Source organism: Aquimarina spinulae, from assembly GCF_943373825.1.
GTDB lineage: Bacteria > Bacteroidota > Bacteroidia > Flavobacteriales > Flavobacteriaceae > Aquimarina > Aquimarina spinulae.
Window position 1 is genome coordinate 3,676,405 of sequence record NZ_CALSBP010000002.1, and the last position, 19,936, is coordinate 3,696,340.

Sequence of the window (19,936 nt, forward strand, 5' to 3'; positions counted from 1 at the left end):
ACGCATAGTAAATTATACTTTTTATTTGTACCTTCGCTTTTATTATTAAATTCTCAAAAAATACATATATAAAATGAAGATATTAGTTTGTATTAGCCATGTGCCAGACACAACTTCCAAAATTAATTTTACGGATGGAGATACTAAGTTTGATACCAATGGAGTGCAATTTGTGATTAATCCTAATGATGAGTTTGGGTTAACTCGTGCAATGTGGTTTAAAGAAAAGCAGGGAGCATCTGTAGATGTTGCAAACGTTGGTGGTCCCGAGACAGAACCTACTTTACGTAAGGCCTTGGCGATTGGTGCAGATAATGCAATTAGAGTAAATACCGAAGCTACAGATGGTTTTTATGTTGCTCGACAATTGGCAAAAGTTATACAGGACGGTGGTTATGATCTTGTTATTGCCGGTAGAGAGTCTATTGACTATAATGGTGGTATGGTGCCAGGAATGATTTCTGCTCTTACAGGTGCTAATTTTGTAAATACTTGCATCGGTTTAGAAGTCGAAGGAGATACAGCAACAGTAATACGCGAAATTGATGGAGGGAAAGAAACTTCTACGACTAAATTACCTTTAATTGTTGGAGGACAAAAAGGATTGGTAGAAGAAAGTGATTTACGTATTCCGAATATGAGAGGAATTATGATGGCTCGTAAAAAACCACTTACTGTAGTAGAGCCAATTGAAGCAAATCAAGAAACAAAAGCTGTTCAGTTTCAAAAACCAACTCCAAAAGGAGAAGTAACATTGGTAGATCCGGATAATGTGGATCAATTGGTTGCATTATTGCATAACGAGGCTAAGGTGATTTAATTGAAAACGAAGTCATTCTGAACTCTTTTAAAAAATTAACAAAACAATCAAACAGTTCCTGAAAACATGCTCAGGAAAAATTAAACAAAATTTTTATGTCAATTTTAGTATATACAGAAAGTGAAGGCCAAAAATTTAAAAAAGCCGCTTTCGAAGTGGCATCTTATGCAAAAGAAGTTGCTGCTATGCTTGGTACAACTGTAACCGCTGTAAGTATTAATGGAGGGGATAGTAGCGAATTAGGAGCGTATGGAGTAGATAAAGTTTTAGAGATAAAAAATGATAAACTATCTACATTTAATGCAAAAGCATATGCAGATGCAATAAAACAAGCAGCAGTACAAGAAGATGCAAAGGTTGTTGTGGTGAGTTCTACAGCAGATAGCAAATTTTTGGCACCTTTACTAGCGGTACACCTTAATGCCGGATATGCTTCTAATGTTGTAGGATTGCCAGAGCGCGCTTCTCCTTTTAAAGTGAAACGTACCGCATTTACCAATAAAGCATTTAATGTTACAGAAATACCAACAGATGTTAAAGTAATTGGTTTGTCTAATAATGCTTTTGGTCTTAAAGAAAATGCTGGATCTGCAGCTTCTGAGACTTTTGAACCATCACTTTCTGATGGTGATTTTGGAGTACAGGTAACCGCTGTAGATAAAGCTACAGATAAAGTTTCTATTGCAGATGCAGAAATTGTAGTATCAGGAGGACGTGGGTTAAAAGGTCCCGAAAATTGGGGAATGATAGAAGAGCTTGCAGATGTGCTTGGCGCAGCTACAGCATGTTCAAAACCAGTAAGTGATATGGGATGGAGACCTCATAGTGAACATGTAGGACAAACCGGAAAACCAGTTGCGTCTAATCTGTATATTGCTATTGGAGTTTCTGGAGCCATTCAACACTTGGCAGGAATTAATGCCAGTAAAGTAAAAGTGGTAATTAATAATGATCCTGAGGCCCCTTTCTTTAAAGCTGCGGACTACGGAATAGTGGGAGATGCTTTTGAAGTAGTACCAAAACTTATTGAAAAATTAAAAGAATTTAAGTCGAATAACGCATAATTTTCATAAATTGTGCCCAATTAGGGGTTGTTTGAACCTACGTAGAAGTCCGCATGTTCAAACAACCTTTTTTTATTGAGAGCAATATGAGTTTAGTTCGACTGAACATAAAAGGAATATCATACAGTCAAACCCAAAATGGTGCTTATGCGCTAATTTTAAGTGAGGTGGATGGAGAAAGAAAGTTACCAATTGTTATAGGTGCTTTTGAGGCACAATCTATAGCTATTGCTTTAGAAAAGGAAATCAAACCACCTAGACCACTTACCCATGATCTTTTTAAGAATTTTGCAGATCGGTTTGATATTATAGTAAAGCAAGTAATTATTCATAAACTGGTAGACGGTGTCTTTTATTCCAGTGTTATTTGTGAACGCGATAAAATTGAAGAAATTATAGATGCCAGAACAAGCGATGCAATTGCATTAGCACTACGATTTCAAGCTCCTATATTTACCTATAAAAATATTTTGGATCAGGCTGGTATATATCTTAAAGTAAATCCTAAAAAGGATGATGAGACCGATCCCGAAAACCTCTTAGTAGATGAATTGGTTTCTGATGATGTTGAAATGGTAGGTAAAGAAACAAGTTATAAAGACTTATCTATTGAAGAACTCAATCGAATGCTTGATCAGGCAGTTACTAATGAAGACTATGAATTAGCAGCAAGGATTCGCGATGAAATTTCTAAACGAGGCTAATTTATATGTTAGGGTAAAAGATCTAATCTATTTTAAATGAGTTCAATTTATATGAAGAAAGGAGTACTTACTTTTCTATTATCTCTATTTGTTTTCACTATATTATCAGCACAATCCATAGAGAAAAAATGGGCTTTAGAAGAAGTTAATGGAGATACAGAAGAAACTTTTACCGTTAAAAAGGGAGATTATCTTTCATTAAAACAAGGCCAGTTTTCATATGCTTTTAATGGTGCTTCAGAAACACTACAAGGAGATTACTTACAACAAAATAATATTCTTTTACTTTTTCCTGAGACAGCTCAGGATTCTCTAATACGTTATAAGGTAACTACTTTAACGGATTCTACATTAGTGGTTACAAAAAAAGGAATTACATATGCTCTTACTGCTCAAAAAGGAACAGAACAAGTAACTCCTGTAACAGAAGTTAATCAACTTATACCTAATCAAGGATTTTCATTTAATAGTTTATGGAGAGGTGTTTTAGGAATGATAGTACTTCTGGTTATTGCCTACTTGTTTAGTAATAATAAAAAAGCAATCAATTGGAAAACTGTAGGAATAGGCCTCGGTGCTCAATTATTATTAGCTTTTGGAGTGTTGAAAGTAAGTTTTGTACAGAAAACCTTTGAGTTTGTAGGAAAGTTATTTGTTCTAATACTTGATTTTACCAGGGCAGGGAGTGAGTTTTTACTTGGGGATATGATGAATGTAGATAGTTTTGGATTTATCTTTTTGTTTCAGGTATTACCAACTATTATCTTCTTTTCGGCCTTAACATCTGTATTGTTTTATCTGGGAGTTATTCAGATTGTTGTAAAAGGTATGGCATGGATTTTAACAAAATTAATGGGTATTTCTGGAGCAGAAAGTCTAAGCGTTGCTGGTAATATCTTTTTAGGCCAAACAGAAGCTCCTTTGATGATCAAAGCATATTTAGAACGTATGACACGTTCAGAAATTCTTTTGGTGATGATTGGAGGAATGGCCACTGTAGCCGGTGGCGTTTTGGCTGCATATATAGGTTTTTTGGGAGGAGATGATCCTGTGTTAAGATTAGAATTTGCTAAGCACTTATTAGCTGCATCTGTAATGGCTGCTCCTGGAGCTATAGTGATTTCTAAATTACTATACCCTCAACAAGAACCTATTGATACCGATGTAAAAGTATCAACAGATAAAATAGGATCTAATATCCTTGATGCAATTGCTAACGGTACTACCGAAGGTCTTAAATTAGCAGCAAATGTAGGAGCAATGCTCCTTGTGTTTATTGCATTTATAGCAATGATAAATTATGGGTTTGGAAAATTTGGAGAGTTAACAGGTCTTGATCAATTCTTGGCTAATAACACTCCTTATGATAAGCTTTCATTAGAAGCGATTTTGGGAACCGTATTCGCACCTTTAATGTGGTTGATTGGAGTTGCCAAAGAGGATATGATGCTAATGGGACAATTATTAGGAATTAAATTGGCAGCAAGCGAGTTTGTAGGGTATATACAATTAGCAGATTTAAAAAACCCAGCCAGTGCTCTACATTTTACCTATAATAAATCTGTGATCATGGCGACTTATATGCTATGTGGTTTTGCAAATTTTGCTTCAATCGGAATACAAATCGGAGGTATAGGTTCGTTGGCACCTGGTCAACGAAAAACATTATCTGAATTCGGTATGAAAGCACTGATCGGAGGCACCATAGCATCCCTATTATCTGCTACAATTGCAGGAATGATAATAGGATAATAGTTTATTCATAATGTATTGTTAAAAACTATTGTACAACAATCCTTAAATCAATAAATTAAAGAGTACCTCGTATGCTATTTTTTGTATATTTGGAAAGCACTTTTAACTTTAAAGATTAACATAAACTGTAAGAGAGAATATGAGGCAATATCTTGATCTTGTGAATCATGTAATTGAAAATGGAAATGCAAAAGAAGATCGAACTGGCACAGGTACAAAAAGCGTTTTTGGTTACCAAATGCGTTTTGATCTTAGTGAAGGATTCCCTATGGTCACTACCAAAAAACTACATCTAAAATCTATAGTCCACGAATTATTATGGTTTTTGAAAGGAGATACCAATATAGGGTATCTTCAGGAGAATGGCGTTCGTATCTGGAACGAATGGGCTGATGATAATGGAGATTTAGGCCCTGTATATGGTCATCAATGGCGTAATTGGGATAATAATGAAATCGACCAGATCAAAGAAATAGTAGAGACGCTTAAAAGCAATCCCGATAGTAGGCGTATGTTGGTATCTGCTTGGAACCCAAGTGTTCTTCCAGATACATCAAAGTCTTTTTCAGAAAATGTGGCTAACGGTAAGGCGGCATTACCTCCCTGTCATGCTTTTTTTCAATTTTATGTTGCTAATGGTAAACTGTCGTGTCAACTGTATCAACGTAGTGCAGATGTTTTTTTAGGGGTGCCATTTAATATAGCTTCTTATGCTTTGTTTACCATGATGATGGCACAGGTTTGTGGCTATGAAGCAGGTGAGTTTATACATACTTTTGGAGATGCACATATCTATAACAATCATAAAGAACAACTAGAGCTTCAGCTATCTAGAACACCTCGAAAATTACCCAAAATGATACTTAATCCAGAGGTGAAAGATATTTTTGGCTTCGTTTTTGATGATTTCAAGTTAGTAGACTATGATCCGCACTCGCATATAAAGGGAAGGGTTGCAGTTTAAGCCCAAATTTTAAATGAACTACGATGAAAAAAACATTACTTATTTTAACACTTTTGCTTTCGGGAATTTCCTTTTCCCAGGATGCAATAATTTTATCGCAGGAAAATGCGAATGAAAAAGGAATCACACCACTGTGGCCAAAATGTGATCGGTCAAGACAAACCCCCGCACAATGTTTTGATCAAAAATTGAGAAATCATATTATTCAAAATTTTGAGTACCCAGAGATTGCTATGAACGAAGGATTAAGTGGTACAGTAACAGTAGAGTTTATTATAAATAAAAAAGGAAAAGTAGAAGTCCTTGAAGTTACAGGAGCACATAGATATTTACAAAGAGAAGCTATTAGAATTATTAGAGCTATCCCTAAGATGAAACCAGGTAAATGGGGAGAGAAACCAATAGCTGTAGCTTATACTGTTCCAATTACGTTTAGAAAACCACAGTAATATAGAGGTTGACATTCTAATTTTAACATTGGATTAACCTTGTTATAGGATAAAAAATAATAAAAATCAGTAAATTTGAGTGTATACGTAAGTCGTATACACTCTTTTTTATGATCATTATAGATAATTTAATAACTTCCTTTTTAAGAACCCGATCAGATACCGAAGAAATTTGTGCACCTCTCCAGATTGAAGATTATGTGATCCAACCTATTGTAGATGTTTCACCTCCAAAATGGCATTTAGGGCATACTACCTGGTTTTTTGAAGAATTCATTCTGTCAAAATATGTATCAGGTTTTAAACGATTTCATCCAGAGTATGCCTATGTTTTTAATAGTTATTATGAAAGCGTAGGAAAACGAGTAATCCGTACCGATAGAGGAAATCTTTCTAGACCAACCGTAAGTGAGGTATACGAATATAGAGATTATATTACCTCGCACTTACAGACTTTTTTAGAAGAAAATGATGACCCAAAAATCAGAGAGTTGGTAGAGATTGGGATTCATCATGAAAAACAACATCAGGAATTATTGATTACTGACATAAAATTTATATTAGGAAATAACCCGTTGTTTCCTAAGTACAATGATACGTTTTCTGAAAACACTAGTTTTGATGATGATCAAACTTCTGGATATAGTACGGTAAAAGAAGGTATATATGAAATTGGGTATGAGGGAAATGAGTTTTGTTATGACAATGAACTTGGCAGACATAAGGTATTTCTAAGAGAATACACCATTGCAAATACACTTGTAACTAATAAAGAATATCTTGAGTTTATAGAGGATAAAGGATATAAAAACAGTCTGTTATGGCATGCAGAAGCTTGGGATTGGATACATAAAGATAATATCAAAGCTCCATTATATTGGCATAAAATAGATGAACAATACCATCAGTATACCTTACAGGGATTAAAAACAGTGGATTACACAGCTCCAGTCACTCATATTTCATTCTATGAAGCATTTGCTTTTGCTCAATGGAAAGGAGAGCGCTTACCAACCGAATTTGAATGGGAAACTGCTCAGTCTCTTTTCAAATGGGGAATACGATGGGAATGGACAGAAAGTGCATACTCACCTTATCCAAACTACAAAAAAGCTCCCGGGGCATTAGGGGAGTACAACGGAAAATTTATGGTAAATCAAAAGGTGCTACGAGGAGGATCTGTAGCTACACCACGAAACCATACAAGACCAACATATCGTAATTTTTTTCACCCAAACCTTAGATGGCAATTTACAGGATTGCGATTAGTGAAGGATAAATAACTCTATTTTTTTTACATGAATTCTAAAGATCAAAAAGTACTGGTTTCTACTTTCGAGAAAGAAGTATGCGAAGGTTTAACTGCGTTTCCCAAATACCTGTCATCCAAATTTTTTTATGACGAAATTGGAGACGAACTCTTTCAGCAGATAATGGCATTGCCAGAATATTATCTTACACGAGCAGAGTATGAAATTTTTGCAACTCACAAATCCGATATTATTCAAAAATTCGATACCAATAAAGAAGGTTTTGACTTAATAGAATTGGGAGCAGGAGATGGGAAAAAAACAAAAGTGTTATTACAAGAATTACTAAATCAAAACTACGATTTTACATATAGCCCTATTGATATTAGCGAAAATGCTATTGATGGATTGGTGAAAAACTTAAACCAGGAAATGCCAGAAGTTATGGTTCAAGGGCAAATAGGTGAGTATTTTGAAGTCTTAGATCGATTAAAACATATAAGCGATCGTAAAAAAGTAATCATGGTTCTAGGGTCTAATATTGGGAATCTATTGCACGCCAGAGCTATTCAGTTTTTGAAAAAATTATATAATGCAATGCATACTGGTGATTTGCTTTTTATAGGATTTGACCAAAAAAAACATCCTCAGAAAGTTTTAGATGCATATAACGACAAATCTGGAGTAACAGCAGCTTTTAATAAGAATGTTTTAGCAAGAATTAATAAAGAACTTAATGGGAATTTTGATCTGGATAAGTTTATGCATTGGGAGACATATGATCCCGAAAATGGAACCGCTAAAAGTTATTTGGTGAGCAAAGAAAAACAAACTGTCGATATCGATAGTTTGTCGTTGCAAGTTCACTTCGAAGCCTGGGAGAGTATTCATACCGAGATTTCTCAGAAATATGATGATGATATTGTAAAGTGGCTGGCAAAAGAATCTGGTTTGAAAATTGTGAAATCTTTTTCGGATCAGAATAACGATTACAAAGATTATCTAATTACAAAAGAAGAATAAAAAACAAAAAACACCCAGAATATGAAAGCAATTTGGAATGGACAGGTATTAGCAGAAAGTAATGATACTAAAGTGATAGAGAATAATCACTATTTCCCCCCCGAAGCAATAAAAAAAGAATTTTTTAAATCCAGTGATACACATACTAATTGCCCTTGGAAAGGAGTAGCATCGTATTATACGATCGAGGTAGATGGAAAAGAAAATAAAGATGCGGCATGGTATTACCCAAATACTAGTGATCTGGCAAAGCAAATCAAAGGATATGTTGCTTTTTGGAAAGGTGTTGAAGTTGTGGATTAACACTTTTCAACACCTTGTATAAATTTATAGAGTTATAAATCAATTATACGACAAGTAAACTATTGTCTGCAGCTGCAAAATCGTTCCACTGATATCCGTCAGCTTCGATCTCGTTTGTCCATTCACCATCTACAACATATTTAAATTCAAATTTGTTGTCTTTAGGAAGATCAATGGTTCCTTTAAAGTTTCCGTTTTTTAACTTTTTCAAAATGGTAGCTTCTGTATTCCATTCATTAAATTCTCCGGCTACGCTTACATTATTTGCTTCTTTCGCAGGAACGATAAAAGTAACTTTACAAATAGGTTTAGATTTTAAGTATTGCTTAGTAATCGCCATAATTTATATACTATTAAATATTGGTTAATAAATTTATAACTAAGTTACTATAAAACAATAAAAACGAAAAGAGGGAAACGTCAGATTATCAGTAATTTAATCAACACTTAACAATAAGATATTAACGATAACGATGTAGTACATCAATTAATTTTTCTATATCCTCTTTGGTATTATAAAAATGAAGACTAATTCGAATCCCTGGTCCTCGAAGAGAAGTAATTATATGATGTTTTTTTAAATGTGCATGTAATTTCTGATCCCCCTTTATATTAAAAATTGTACTATGTCTTTGGCGTTTTACCACATTTTCTTCTAATACATTTAGTTTGGCAAATTCTGATTTTGCATAATCACTTAATGTGTTCATATGTTCTTCAATAGTTGCAATGCTTATTTTGTTTAAAAAATTTAGAGAGTATTGTAGGCTTCCAAAATTGAAGGTGTCTAGATGACCACATTCAAATCTTGCTTGCAAACTTGTGTATGATGGATCATAATTGGTTTTAGCAGCAGCATCGATATATGAAGAAGGTGTAATCTGATCTAATACTTTATGGTTAAACAACATAAATCCATTACCATACCCGCCCAGTAACCATTTATAACCACTACATCCCAAAATATCAATCCCCGAAGCATTAAAATCGAAAGCCCTGGTGCCACAAAACTGTGTAGCATCAGCAATAAAAAGTATATCAGGATGTTTGGCTTTTAATTGGGTAAGGAAATCAAGATCTATTGCAATACCATTAATGTATTGTACCAGGCTAAATGCAAAAATATCAGGCTTATGTTTTTGTATGGCATTTTCAATATTTTGTTCTACTGTAGCATCTATTGTTGCGTAACAAACATTAAATCCTTTACTGGTGACAGCAAAGTTAATAGAAGGATAGTCTTCATCCAGCATTAAGACCTTTTTATTTTTATCTAACCCGCTCAATATTGTATTGAAGCCTAGAGAAAAATTAGGAGTTAATACTACATTGTCATCAGAGCTTCCAAAAAATGTTGCAATAGTTTTGCGCACACTATTTAAAAAATTCTGTTGATGATCTCTAAACAGACTTCCGCCAATAAGAAAATCTAAATCATGTTCCTGTCTAAAATCTAAAAGCGAATCATAAAGTAATCCAGAAGATGCTGTGTTGAGATAGGTATTGTTAGATAAAACAGGAAATTCTTTTCTTAAATTCTTCATAAGTAATTTTAGTGCTTTTTGGTAAAAACTATATCTTTACTTGCCGGTACTAAGTTAGCATTAATATGTTTTCAAAAAAGAAAGAAACAATACAAATTGACCCACAGCAGCGTGAGTTATATGAGCATGCACGTAAGCGCGTTATTCAGAAAAAAAGATTATTTCAACATTTCATCATTTTTTTAGTTGGTTCTGTGTTTTTTGCGATTCTTAACCTGGCATTTGGTTACGGAAAAGAAGTTACATTATTTGGGATAGACTGGTATATTATAGCAATACTATGCTGGGCATTCCTTTTGGTAGTACATTTTTGTAATGTATGGTTGTTTAGTACATTTATGGGGCAAGAGTGGGCAGATCGCCAGATGGAGCGTTTAATTACCAAACAAAAAGAAGAAATTGCTTTACTTCAGAAAGATGTAGATTTAATGTACCCCAAAGAAGAATTGGTTAAAAAGAAAGAAGGATTTATAAAAGGAAAAACATCAGAGATTGTGGGAGAGTTAAAAGAAACAAAGAGTGTGATTACAATGATTGCTGCGGCTGGAGAAAATAATGCCTTAGGTAAAGATAATGACCTGGTTTGGCATTTACCAGATGATTTTAAGCGGTTTAAAAAACTAACGACTGGTCATCATATTATCATGGGGCGTAAAACTTTTGAAACTTTTCCTAAATTACTCCCTAATCGTGTGCATATTGTAATCACCAGAAATACAAACTATCAGGCAGAAGGTGTAATAGTAGTACATAATATACAAGATGCTTTAGAGATAGCCAAAGGAGATACACAACCTTTTATTATAGGAGGTGGTGAGATTTATACTATGGGGATGGATCATGCAGATTGTATTGAATTAACCAGAGTACATGAATCTTTTGAAGCAGATGCTTTTTTTCCTGAAATTGATACCAAAATCTGGAAATTAGAGAAAGAAGAATTTCATGATATAGACGAAAAGCATAAGTATCCATTTACGTATTTGACGTATATCAAAAAATAATGCGCTCTTTAAAGCTTACATCTCATTTTGAAGAATTACTTTCAGAAAATATAATAGCGATACAGCCATTATCAGGAGGAGATATTAATGACGTCTGTCTTATACACACAAATCAACAAAAATTTGTTGCCAAAGTTAATAGTGCTTCAGAATTTCCTGGGATGTTTGAGGCAGAAGTCAAAGGTCTTGAAAAACTTAAAGATTCAAACACATTTACCATACCAGATATTATTCATTTTGGTGAATCTGATGATGTTGCTTTTTTGATATTAGAATATATTGATTCTGGAAAACAAGCAGATACTTTTTGGGAAATATTTGGAGAACAACTAGCGGGCCTACACCAACAAAATGATTCTTATTTTGGTTTCGAAAATGACAATTATATCGGGAGTTTACCACAGTATAATACTGTATGTGATTCTACATACCAATTCTATGTGACCCAGCGACTACAACCACAATTTGAATTGGCGCGACAAAATGGTTTCTTATTCTCAGATGTAGATACATTTTATAATATGCTTAAAGATGAAATACCAGACGAAAAACCAAGCCTGATTCATGGTGATTTATGGAGTGGTAATTTTATGATTGACATGCAAGGATATCCTTGTCTTATCGATCCGGCAGTTGCATACGCACCCAGAGAAATGGATATAGGTATGATGCATCTTTTTGGAGGTTTTAATTCTAGCGTATTTGATATCTACAATGAAGTTTTTCCGCTTGTAGAGAATTGGAAAGATCGATTATCGATTTGGCAATTATATTACCTTTTGGTTCACCTTAATCTATTTGGGAGTTCATATTACAATAAGGTAAAAAGTATTGTAAAGCGGTATTCGTAATAAACTCACCTTACTTTTTTTTAGACGGTTATATAAATTAGGTATAAACAATTTGAATTATTTTTTTCAGTTCCGAAAAATGAAACTGAGATGTTCTATTATTGCATATAATATTACATTTTGATCTATATAGTCTCTTACGATTAAAAAAAACGTAAACCATTACCTAACTTATAATTAACTAGTTTAAAATGAAAAAACAACTATTATTTCTTTTAACCATTATTGTTAATATCAATTGCTATTCACAAATTTCTTTTCAAAAAGGATATTATATCGATAATTCTGGCCAAAAAATTGATTGCCAAATTAAAAATATTGATTGGAAAAATAACCCAACCGAATTCGAATATAGATTATCAGAAGATACAGAACACAAGAAAATCACTATCAAATCTGTTAAAGAGTTTGGGGTTTATGATATATTAAAATATCGTAGACATGTAGTTATGATTGAGAGATCAAGCAATGCAATGAACAAGTTGAGTACTAGTGGAAATTTTACATTTAAGGAGGAAGAACTTTTTTTAAAGGTAGTAATAGAAGGAAAAGCTAGTTTGTACTCATTTGAAGATAAAAACTTGTCAAAGTTTTTTTATAGCGTAGATAATTCTGAAGTTAAGCAATTAATATTTAAAAAATACTTGACCCCAGAAAACAAAATAAATATAAACAATAGATACAGACAGCAGTTATGGAGTGATTTAAAATGCAAAGGCATTTCAATGAACACTTTTAAAAATGTGGATTATTATAAAAATGAACTAAAAGTTCTTTTTGAGAAATACAATAAATGTAACAATTCAGAATCTATCAATTTTGAAAACAAACAGAAAAGAGATTTGTTTAATTTAACCGTTAGACTTGGTTTAAATAGTTCTTCTCTATCCATACGCAATGATGCTTTGTTTTCATCATATAATATGGATTTTGACAATAAATTGGGATTTAGGCTTGGAGTTGAAGCTGAATTCATTTTACCATTTAACAAAAACAAATGGGCCGTACTGGTTGAACCAAAATATCAATATTATAAATCAGAAAACGAAAGAATTTTAAACCCGAATACTGTTATTGAGCGAACAGAACAGATTAAGGTGGATTACAAGTCTCTAGAAATACCTGTTGGAATTAGACATTATATGTTTTTAAGCGAAAACTCAAAATTATTTATCAATAGCTCTTTTGCATTTGTTTTGAATCTAAACTCAAATATTACTTTTGAACACAGCGAAGATTTAGATATTCAGGCAGGAAGCAATTTAACTTTTGGTTTAGGGTACAAATATAATGATAAATATAGTTTGGAATGTAGATATGGATTAAGTCATGATATCTTAAATGATTATGCAGATTGGAGCTCTGATTATAAAACACTGTCTATAATCTTTGGGTATTCTATATTTTAAATAAGACAACTTGTTGCGTTAGGGATAGTAGTAGAAATCCCGAGTATTGTCTTTTTAAGCTATGATACTGAGCTTGGCGAAGTGTTGTCTAGGGGTAGATCATGCGAGGAATTGTAGCGAATAGCCCGCCCGAACGCCCAAAACAAAAATTCTAGTTACTCGTACCAACTTTATCCTTACTTTTGTCAAAATTTTAAATATACAGTATCATATGAACGCATATGTATTTCCTGGTCAAGGAGCTCAATTTTCAGGAATGGGTCTTGATCTATATGAAAACTCAGACATCGCTAAAGAACTTTTTGATAAAGCAAATGATATCTTAGGGTTTGAGATTACCAAAATTATGTTTGAAGGTACGGCAGATGAGTTAAAACAAACTAAAGTAACACAACCTGCTATCTTTTTACATTCTGTTATCTTAAGCAAAGTATTAGGAGATAGTTTTAAACCAGATATGGTTGCAGGACATTCTTTAGGTGAATTTTCTGCTTTAGTTGCTAACGGAACTCTTAATTTTGAAGATGCATTGCGATTGGTATCTAAACGAGCGATGGCTATGCAAAAAGCGTGTGAGTTGAAACCATCTACAATGGCAGCTGTTTTAGGATTAGAAGATGAGGTAGTAGAGCAGGGGTGCGAAGAAATAGATGGGATTGTAGTAGCAGCAAATTATAATTGCCCTGGGCAATTAGTAATCTCTGGCGAAGTAGAAGCTATCGAAAAAGCATGTGAATTGATGAAAGAAAAAGGAGCCCGAAGAGCATTGGTATTACCAGTAGGAGGAGCATTTCATTCGCCATTAATGGAACCTGCCAGAGAAGAATTGGCAGCAGCGATTGAAGCGACTACTTTTAATACCCCCAATTGCCCTGTGTATCAAAATGTGACGACAGAAGCGGTTACAGATCCAGAAGAAATTAAAAAGAACTTGATCGCACAGCTTACGGCACCTGTAAAATGGACGCAAAGTGTGCAAAATATGATCAAAGATGGCGCAACATCATTTACAGAAGTTGGGCCAGGAAAAGTATTATCAGGATTGGTGAAAAAAGTAGATCGATCTATGGAAACTATTTCTGCTTCGATTTAAGAAATATCAATAATTATAGTATAAACCTCGCAGGAGATGCTACACTAAGTTCGGCATTAGTCTGTGAGGTTTTTTTTATGATCGATATGTGCTGTTTACTACTTTTCGTTTTTAAGATCTAATAGGTCTTTTTCATATTCTTCTAACCTCCAGTCAGCATTTTTTTTGCCGAGTCGAATAGCACGTTGGTAATACATTATAGCTTCTTTTTTGTTTTTTAAAGCACGATAAACATCGCCTAATCCATTAACCGGGCGTGCCGCATTAGGGGATTTATTAGTGAAAAAAGTATACAACTCTTTTGCTTTCTCTGGCTGGTTGTGTTTCATATAAAATGCTGCAAAGACACATCCCCAGTTTGTTCTTAGGTTTTCAAGAAAACCGTTAGGTTTAAACTGATTTATAAAAGTGTCAAATGCAGTATAATTGTCTTCATCAGAAGCTTTTTTGACGAGATTCCACATAGTACCCTGAGCGACTTTTTCGGGAAAACCAAACTGTACGGCTCTCTTTTTATAATAGGTAATCACATTATCCATTCCGCCTAATTTTTTGTATTCTTCTAAGGAGTTGAACCGAAGTTCTGGATAATTATGAAAATATTGCTTTATACCATGATAAAGGGTGTGGTATGAGGTAGAGCGATGTTCTTCGTTCTGCAGATAGGTATACTCCCATCTCAATGTATTTGGAGCTTCTGATTCTAGTTTGTTTTTAAGGTATTCGGCGCCTTTTGTTACGACACCTTCATGGGTACTGGAAGTAAAAAACAGGAAAGTTTCGAGCTTTTTCTTTGCGCTAAGGATACTATCCAGAGATTTCATTCTGTTTGCAGATATCGGTAAGCTGGTATCATAAATGGGAAAAGGACTTGCGGCCAGGTATCCGTTAAATAACTCAGGGTTTTTGGCCATCGTTTCAATAACAAAGCCCCCGGCATATTCCCACCCGAATAGTAATCGCTCTCCAGATGTTTTAAATTCCTGATCTACATAAGGAATAAGTTCTTGAGCTATAAAACTTAAAAAGGTTTTTGCTCCAGAACTAAAATGACCAAATCGCTTGGGGTACGTATTTGTGATACCTACTATAATATGTTCTGGAGTGAGTTTAAATTTTTTAAAGGATTGTGATACACTTATAGCATGAAGAAAAAGCCGTTGCCCGTCTAATACATAAATTACAGGGTATTTTTTTGAAGAATCATTATAATCTTCGGGTAGGAAAATTTGAATTTTTCTTTCTTCATCTAATATTTTAGAAGGAATCACAATGTTCTTCCCTATAGTATTTTCTGTTATTTGGATTTGTGCAAATGAAAAACAGAAGATAAAACTAAATAGAATACATAATAAAAATAGATGTTTAATATTCATAGCAATACAATGTATAAAATGATAGAAATTAACCTGTTGCGCATTTTGATATTTTTGAATCCCAAATTCGTCAATTCGAGTGCTTCGACCATAGGAAGAAGTGTATCGAGAATAGGATTTGGGATCAAAAAAGCTATTCTAGATAGTCCTGCTGAGCTAGGTCGAAGTGCAATTTTTCTTCGTTTCACTATGAAAAACCACTCGAATTGACGCTTTTTTTATAGTATTAATCTTAAAATGCACAACGGGTATAAATTATCGTTTACCTTGTTTCTCAAGTTTGGTTTTGATTTTAGCTAATTGCTCTTCATACTCAGATAAATATTCGTTATCATATTCCTGAGCAAGTTGTATCGCCTTTTGCTGTGCTTCAAGAGCAGCATTAAGTTGATTATCTTTTTCTAACGCTTCAGATAGACTGCTATATGCCCAGGGAGATTGGGGACGATACTGTATTCGTCGTTTAAAAACCTCTATAGATTCTTTAACTCTTCCATCATCTAGTAATTTTTTACCGATAAATCGTAAAGAATTTACACTATTCCATCGTTCAGCTTTTGGTAAAATAGAAAAGCCATATGTTGTTGATAGCTTTTGGTGATAAACATCAATATTCTTTAAAGCATTACCTGGTTGTTTTATGATATCTCTAAATTTTGGAGACCATTTTTCTTTCGGAAAAATCATTTCTATCGAAGAAAGCAGTGCTTTTGTGATACATGCGTAATGATCTTCATTAGGAATCACTTCAACTTTTAGGTTTAAGTTTTTTGAAGTAAATGGAGATAATCGTTTTTTCAACTCCTCCATGTTTTTGATATAGGATTTGTTTTTACTAATATCATTTTCAGAGGCACCCAAATAGAATTGTGCTTTACGATTGGGGTTTTTAACAAAACTTTCTTCAAAAGCGTCTATGAAGGTGGTGTTGGACTGATAGCCCATACCAATCATATCTGCTGTGGCAACAGTAATATGTGCCTGAAACAGATCTGGTTCCTTTGCAAATGTGTGTAGTGGATATACACTACTTCCTGATACTCCAATGATCATTCTGTAATCAGCAGCGCGATATTGTTCTTTTAAATACGGAAATAGTTCTTCTTTAAGGTGTTTTGTGAATTTATCTGGATCGGCATTAAATTCAAGTTTCTCTCTGTTTCCCCACATGCCATTATTATATACATTAGGAGCATAATGTGTTTCTTCTTCAAAACTAATAACAATAGCTTCGGGCATTCGAGTAACAGAACTTAGATGTCGTATAACTCCAGATATCATTTGAAAAAATTTAACACCATGAGAACCGCTTATCATCACTACAGGATACGTATGATCTTTTGATGCTACATGAAAGCTTTCTGGAACGTAAATATTCATTACTCTATTTTCATCCAATATCTTAGAATGAAAAGTAATCTTTTCTGCATAAGTGATAGGGGAAGAGGAGATTTTGGATAACGAAGATTCATGAGATTGTTGCGCTTTCCCGGTAAAAATAAATGTAAATAAAAGAATTGTAATTATAGAGAAACGGTTCGTTTTCATAATGTGCTTGATGAGGATTTTTATTAATAATTGATTTGTTTTTCATGCCATACCATAATGGTCGATTTATGATTACCAATATTCTTCGATATAGTAGATTTTATCTTTTCTAAATTTTATAAGTGTCATTGTACTCTTGGTTTCATTCTCTTGTAATTCTTCTATAACAATAGCATTCAATCCAATAATCATATTTACGATTTTGCTTTTTGGAAAATCATTATATCTACCTTTTTTTAAGAATTTTACGGTATTGTTATAAAGCAATTCTCTTGAATATATACCGCCATAACCTGGGTGGTTATATTCAAAATCTGAGGTGTAAAAACGATATAAAAAGTCTACATCTGCTACTGTAGATCCTTTTTTAAAGACTTTTTGATGAGCATCTTTATATTTTTTGAAAACTGATTTTAATTCTTTTTTAGATAAAGGTTTAATTTTTTCGTATTCGGCTGCTACAATATCTGTGACTTCTTTCCACCTTGGGTCGGTATATAGAGATTTTAAATCACTATCATTTGTTAGTTGCTTATAGTTAGAAAACTTTCCTTCTTTTGCTATTTTAAGTAATTGTAGAAATGCAGCATCTGATTCTTTTGCCAATGCCCAGGCGCATGCTGCATTAAATCGATTAGAAATTTCTTTGTCAGACATATTTGGTTGATTGCCTAATACAGCGAATGCTTCTGTGTATTTTTGTCCCGATGTATGAAATTCTTTAGATTGGTATAACCTCCAGGCTTCTTTTAATAATTTAGAATACGATTCGTTTTCTTGCCCAAATCCCTGGGACATTAAAAAACTCATCAACATAACTACAATTTTACTTCTCATGTTTTTAGTAATAACCTGAGTTAAATATAGTGTGTAGTTAAAAAACTAATCTTAAAATAGTGATGAATTAGGGTAAAAAAACAGTAAAGCGTTTCTTTTTATCGTTGAAGAATTAAAGTAAGTACTTGCTTAAAATTGCACCCATTTTCTGAATGCAGAAGTAGTACTCGAACTAGTGATTACACTTTGCTCAACTCCATCAAGAATAATTAACAATCTGTTTTTACTATGACTGTCCATTGCTTTGATGTGATTGATATTCACCATTTGACTTCTGTTAATTCTGAAGAAAACTTTTGAGTCTAGCTGATCGGTTAGAGTACCTATTTTTTGCGTTGCTCTATGTATATTGCCTTTTGTATCTGTAATCTTACAAAAATCTCCATACGCTTCAATTAGGGATATTGTATTGGTATCGATTAACTTGATCCCATTTCCTTTTTTAATCACAAAACGTTTTAGGAACTGTCTTTTTTCGGGAGTCATTAATTCTTTAAGTTCTTTAAAAACATTTTTGTCTACCGAAGGCGTATTTTTTGGTAATGCAATAAGTGTTTCATATTTGCGAAGTGCTTCAGAAAGCTCTTCTTTCGAATAGGGTTTTAGAATATATGCAATGCCATTAGTTTTAAAAGCATCTAATAGAAACGTATCATAAGCAGTACAAAAGATAATAGGAGAAGATATTGGCATTTGATCAAAGAGATCAAATGCATTACCGTCTAATAATTGAATATCTGAAAGGATTAAATCATACTGGTGTTTAGATAACAAAGCTGTGGCCTCATTTACTGATCTGGACCAATCCAAAGTAAGATCTGACTCAAAATACTCAGTAAGATATAGTTCAAGTTTTTCATAAGCCGGAATTTCATCTTCTAAAATCAGAATATGCATGGGATCAACGATGTGGTTTTAGTCTTTTAATGTTAAAAGTGGTAGCGAAACAGTAAAATACGCTTTATTTTCTTCAATAGCTACTTCTCTATCAGAAAGCAAAACATACCGTTTTTTTATGTTCTGTAGACCACTTCCCGAAGAAAGGTTCGTTTCTATGGTGTTCGAAGTATTGTTTTTTACCAGAATATTATCTTCGGTAATTGTGATTTGTGTAGTAATGATTTGATCATTCGTCGGTTTATTGTGTTTCACAACATTTTCAATAACGGTCTGTAATGCACCAGTAGGTAAATACTTGTCTTTTGGTAAGTTGGTTTCTGGTATTTTAAATTCATAAGAATGTCCAAATCGTGTTTTGATAAGAAAGAAGTAGTTTTCGGCTAATTTTATTTCCTCTTTCAAAGAGACAACCTCCTGATCCTTGGTTTGGATTAGGTAGCGATATAATGCAGCTAATCGGGCAGTATACACTTTTGCTTTTTGAGGAGAAGAATCAATAAGCGCATCCATAGTATTTAGGCTATTAAACAAAAAATGAGGATCAAACTGTGATCGTAATAATTTAAGCTCTGTTTCTCGTTGTTCTTTTTCAATCTGATTAACTTTTATAAAGTTTTCATAGTACTTTTTGCCTAATAATAGTCCTAATGGTATGGCAATATCTACCGCAGAATTATAGTAACTTTTAAATAATAAAAGAGGATGCATATTAGAAAAAGTAAGTGGATTACCTGAGGACCAAAACTCAAGAAGAAGAGACCCAAATCCAACTAAAATAACACTTGCAAGTGCCAGCATAAAAAACAGAAGATATTTTTTGTTTTTAACCAGTAATTCTGTGATAAGATACTTAAAAAGAAATAGTAGAATACTAGTTTTTACCCAAAACAGAGGCATGTTTACCAGATATTGTAATAATGCCATGTCCAAAATATAGTATCGAGCCATATCCCAGAGGGTAGCCAGAACAAAATAAAAAACCAGAAGTTTATAATCTGATGTATTAAGCTTTAAATATGTCATAGATTACAAAGATAGTATT

At 33.4% G+C, this 19,936-nt stretch carries 20 protein-coding genes; 13 read left to right on the forward strand and 7 right to left on the reverse strand.

Annotated elements, in window-relative coordinates; genetic code table 11:
* Positions 1 to 73 precede the first annotated feature (73 nt).
* From NNH57_RS21245 to NNH57_RS21285, 9 genes are all read left to right on the forward strand, one after another.
* Entirely contained in the window at positions 74 to 820 is a 747-nt protein-coding gene (locus NNH57_RS21245) for an electron transfer flavoprotein subunit beta/FixA family protein (RefSeq protein WP_074409598.1), read from the forward strand.
* A gap of 95 nt (positions 821 to 915) precedes the next feature.
* Positions 916 to 1,884 (forward strand): electron transfer flavoprotein subunit alpha/FixB family protein, encoded by a 969-nt coding sequence (locus tag NNH57_RS21250; RefSeq protein ID WP_108807878.1) that lies wholly within the window; start codon positions 916 to 918, stop codon positions 1,882 to 1,884.
* A gap of 86 nt (positions 1,885 to 1,970) precedes the next feature.
* Complete coding sequence (locus NNH57_RS21255) at positions 1,971 to 2,588, forward strand: bifunctional nuclease family protein (RefSeq protein WP_074409596.1); 618 nt, start codon at positions 1,971 to 1,973, stop codon at positions 2,586 to 2,588.
* 36 nt (positions 2,589 to 2,624) lie between these two features.
* Positions 2,625 to 4,340: a NupC/NupG family nucleoside CNT transporter gene (locus NNH57_RS21260; protein WP_373419404.1), complete on the forward strand. Its 1,716-nt coding sequence runs from the start codon at positions 2,625 to 2,627 to the stop codon at positions 4,338 to 4,340.
* Between the two features lie 142 nt (positions 4,341 to 4,482).
* The gene (locus NNH57_RS21265) at positions 4,483 to 5,307 is read left to right on the forward strand and encodes a thymidylate synthase (RefSeq protein ID WP_108807877.1); all 825 of its coding nucleotides are present in this window, start codon (positions 4,483 to 4,485) and stop codon (positions 5,305 to 5,307) included.
* Positions 5,308 to 5,330: 23 nt separating this feature from the next.
* The gene (locus NNH57_RS21270) at positions 5,331 to 5,756 is read left to right on the forward strand and encodes an energy transducer TonB (protein ID WP_074409593.1); all 426 of its coding nucleotides are present in this window, start codon (positions 5,331 to 5,333) and stop codon (positions 5,754 to 5,756) included.
* 110 nt (positions 5,757 to 5,866) lie between these two features.
* A complete protein-coding gene (gene egtB, locus NNH57_RS21275; RefSeq protein ID WP_108807876.1) occupies positions 5,867 to 7,039 on the forward strand; it encodes an ergothioneine biosynthesis protein EgtB in 1,173 nt (390 codons plus the stop codon).
* Between the two features lie 15 nt (positions 7,040 to 7,054).
* Positions 7,055 to 8,029: an L-histidine N(alpha)-methyltransferase gene (gene egtD, locus NNH57_RS21280; protein WP_108807875.1), complete on the forward strand. Its 975-nt coding sequence runs from the start codon at positions 7,055 to 7,057 to the stop codon at positions 8,027 to 8,029.
* A 21-nt stretch (positions 8,030 to 8,050) separates the two neighbouring features.
* Complete coding sequence (locus tag NNH57_RS21285; protein WP_074409590.1) at positions 8,051 to 8,332, forward strand: DUF427 domain-containing protein; 282 nt, start codon at positions 8,051 to 8,053, stop codon at positions 8,330 to 8,332.
* 43 nt (positions 8,333 to 8,375) lie between these two features.
* Here NNH57_RS21285 and NNH57_RS21290 read toward each other — a convergent pair whose 3' ends face one another.
* Complete coding sequence (locus NNH57_RS21290) at positions 8,376 to 8,672, reverse strand: isoamylase early set domain-containing protein (RefSeq protein WP_074409589.1); 297 nt, start codon at positions 8,670 to 8,672, stop codon at positions 8,376 to 8,378.
* Positions 8,673 to 8,793: 121 nt separating this feature from the next.
* The gene (locus NNH57_RS21295) at positions 8,794 to 9,876 is read right to left on the reverse strand and encodes an aminotransferase class V-fold PLP-dependent enzyme (protein ID WP_108807874.1); all 1,083 of its coding nucleotides are present in this window, start codon (positions 9,874 to 9,876) and stop codon (positions 8,794 to 8,796) included.
* Positions 9,877 to 9,941: 65 nt separating this feature from the next.
* Between NNH57_RS21295 and NNH57_RS21300 the strand changes: the two genes are divergently transcribed.
* The 4 genes from NNH57_RS21300 (at position 9,942) to fabD (ending at position 14,233) form a co-directional block, all read left to right on the forward strand.
* Complete coding sequence (locus tag NNH57_RS21300) at positions 9,942 to 10,880, forward strand: dihydrofolate reductase (protein WP_074409587.1); 939 nt, start codon at positions 9,942 to 9,944, stop codon at positions 10,878 to 10,880.
* Entirely contained in the window at positions 10,880 to 11,731 is an 852-nt protein-coding gene (locus tag NNH57_RS21305) for a fructosamine kinase family protein (protein WP_074409586.1), read from the forward strand. Before NNH57_RS21300 ends, NNH57_RS21305 begins: the two co-directional genes overlap by 1 nt.
* Before the next feature lie 191 nt (positions 11,732 to 11,922).
* Positions 11,923 to 13,140, forward strand: a complete 1,218-nt coding sequence (locus NNH57_RS21310; protein WP_108807873.1) for an outer membrane beta-barrel protein — start codon at positions 11,923 to 11,925, stop codon at positions 13,138 to 13,140.
* Positions 13,141 to 13,351: 211 nt separating this feature from the next.
* Entirely contained in the window at positions 13,352 to 14,233 is an 882-nt protein-coding gene (gene fabD, locus NNH57_RS21315; protein WP_108807872.1) for an ACP S-malonyltransferase, read from the forward strand.
* A 98-nt stretch (positions 14,234 to 14,331) separates the two neighbouring features.
* Here the strand turns inward: fabD and NNH57_RS21320 are convergent, their stop codons facing one another.
* The 5 genes from NNH57_RS21320 to NNH57_RS21340 form a co-directional block, all read right to left on the reverse strand.
* Positions 14,332 to 15,609, reverse strand: coding sequence for an alpha/beta hydrolase-fold protein (locus NNH57_RS21320; protein WP_108807871.1), 1,278 nt, complete (start codon positions 15,607 to 15,609; stop codon positions 14,332 to 14,334).
* A gap of 255 nt (positions 15,610 to 15,864) precedes the next feature.
* The gene (locus NNH57_RS21325; protein ID WP_108807870.1) at positions 15,865 to 17,157 is read right to left on the reverse strand and encodes an alpha/beta hydrolase-fold protein; all 1,293 of its coding nucleotides are present in this window, start codon (positions 17,155 to 17,157) and stop codon (positions 15,865 to 15,867) included.
* A gap of 72 nt (positions 17,158 to 17,229) precedes the next feature.
* Positions 17,230 to 17,994, reverse strand: coding sequence for a hypothetical protein (locus NNH57_RS21330; RefSeq protein ID WP_132066062.1), 765 nt, complete (start codon positions 17,992 to 17,994; stop codon positions 17,230 to 17,232).
* A gap of 129 nt (positions 17,995 to 18,123) precedes the next feature.
* Positions 18,124 to 18,891 carry a LytR/AlgR family response regulator transcription factor gene (locus NNH57_RS21335; RefSeq protein WP_108807868.1) on the reverse strand — a complete coding sequence of 256 codons (768 nt, stop codon included), beginning with the start codon at positions 18,889 to 18,891 and terminating at the stop codon, positions 18,124 to 18,126.
* Between the two features lie 18 nt (positions 18,892 to 18,909).
* The gene (locus NNH57_RS21340; RefSeq protein WP_108807867.1) at positions 18,910 to 19,917 is read right to left on the reverse strand and encodes a sensor histidine kinase; all 1,008 of its coding nucleotides are present in this window, start codon (positions 19,915 to 19,917) and stop codon (positions 18,910 to 18,912) included.
* Positions 19,918 to 19,936 lie beyond the last annotated feature (19 nt).

Excerpts from the sequence above, each read along its gene's own strand:
- egtD (WP_108807875.1), top strand. The coding sequence starts at position 7,055 with ATGAATTCTAAAGATCAAAAAGTACTGGTTTCTACTTTCGAGAAAGAA.
- NNH57_RS21305 (WP_074409586.1), top strand. The coding sequence starts at position 10,880 with ATGCGCTCTTTAAAGCTTACATCTCATTTTGAAGAATTACTTTCAGAA.
- NNH57_RS21250 (WP_108807878.1), top strand. The coding sequence starts at position 916 with ATGTCAATTTTAGTATATACAGAAAGTGAAGGCCAAAAATTTAAAAAA.
- fabD (WP_108807872.1), top strand. The coding sequence starts at position 13,352 with ATGAACGCATATGTATTTCCTGGTCAAGGAGCTCAATTTTCAGGAATG.
- NNH57_RS21310 (WP_108807873.1), top strand. The coding sequence starts at position 11,923 with ATGAAAAAACAACTATTATTTCTTTTAACCATTATTGTTAATATCAAT.
- NNH57_RS21270 (WP_074409593.1), top strand. The coding sequence starts at position 5,331 with ATGAAAAAAACATTACTTATTTTAACACTTTTGCTTTCGGGAATTTCC.
- NNH57_RS21255 (WP_074409596.1), top strand. The coding sequence starts at position 1,971 with ATGAGTTTAGTTCGACTGAACATAAAAGGAATATCATACAGTCAAACC.
- NNH57_RS21285 (WP_074409590.1), top strand. The coding sequence starts at position 8,051 with ATGAAAGCAATTTGGAATGGACAGGTATTAGCAGAAAGTAATGATACT.
- NNH57_RS21290 (WP_074409589.1), bottom strand. The coding sequence starts at position 8,672 with ATGGCGATTACTAAGCAATACTTAAAATCTAAACCTATTTGTAAAGTT.
- NNH57_RS21330 (WP_132066062.1), bottom strand. The coding sequence starts at position 17,994 with ATGAGAAGTAAAATTGTAGTTATGTTGATGAGTTTTTTAATGTCCCAG.
- NNH57_RS21245 (WP_074409598.1), top strand. The coding sequence starts at position 74 with ATGAAGATATTAGTTTGTATTAGCCATGTGCCAGACACAACTTCCAAA.
- NNH57_RS21325 (WP_108807870.1), bottom strand. The coding sequence starts at position 17,157 with ATGAAAACGAACCGTTTCTCTATAATTACAATTCTTTTATTTACATTT.
- NNH57_RS21295 (WP_108807874.1), bottom strand. The coding sequence starts at position 9,876 with ATGAAGAATTTAAGAAAAGAATTTCCTGTTTTATCTAACAATACCTAT.
- NNH57_RS21260 (WP_373419404.1), top strand. The coding sequence starts at position 2,625 with ATGAGTTCAATTTATATGAAGAAAGGAGTACTTACTTTTCTATTATCT.
- NNH57_RS21300 (WP_074409587.1), top strand. The coding sequence starts at position 9,942 with ATGTTTTCAAAAAAGAAAGAAACAATACAAATTGACCCACAGCAGCGT.
- NNH57_RS21340 (WP_108807867.1), bottom strand. The coding sequence starts at position 19,917 with ATGACATATTTAAAGCTTAATACATCAGATTATAAACTTCTGGTTTTT.
- NNH57_RS21320 (WP_108807871.1), bottom strand. The coding sequence starts at position 15,609 with ATGAATATTAAACATCTATTTTTATTATGTATTCTATTTAGTTTTATC.
- NNH57_RS21335 (WP_108807868.1), bottom strand. The coding sequence starts at position 18,891 with ATGCATATTCTGATTTTAGAAGATGAAATTCCGGCTTATGAAAAACTT.
- NNH57_RS21265 (WP_108807877.1), top strand. The coding sequence starts at position 4,483 with ATGAGGCAATATCTTGATCTTGTGAATCATGTAATTGAAAATGGAAAT.
- egtB (WP_108807876.1), top strand. The coding sequence starts at position 5,867 with ATGATCATTATAGATAATTTAATAACTTCCTTTTTAAGAACCCGATCA.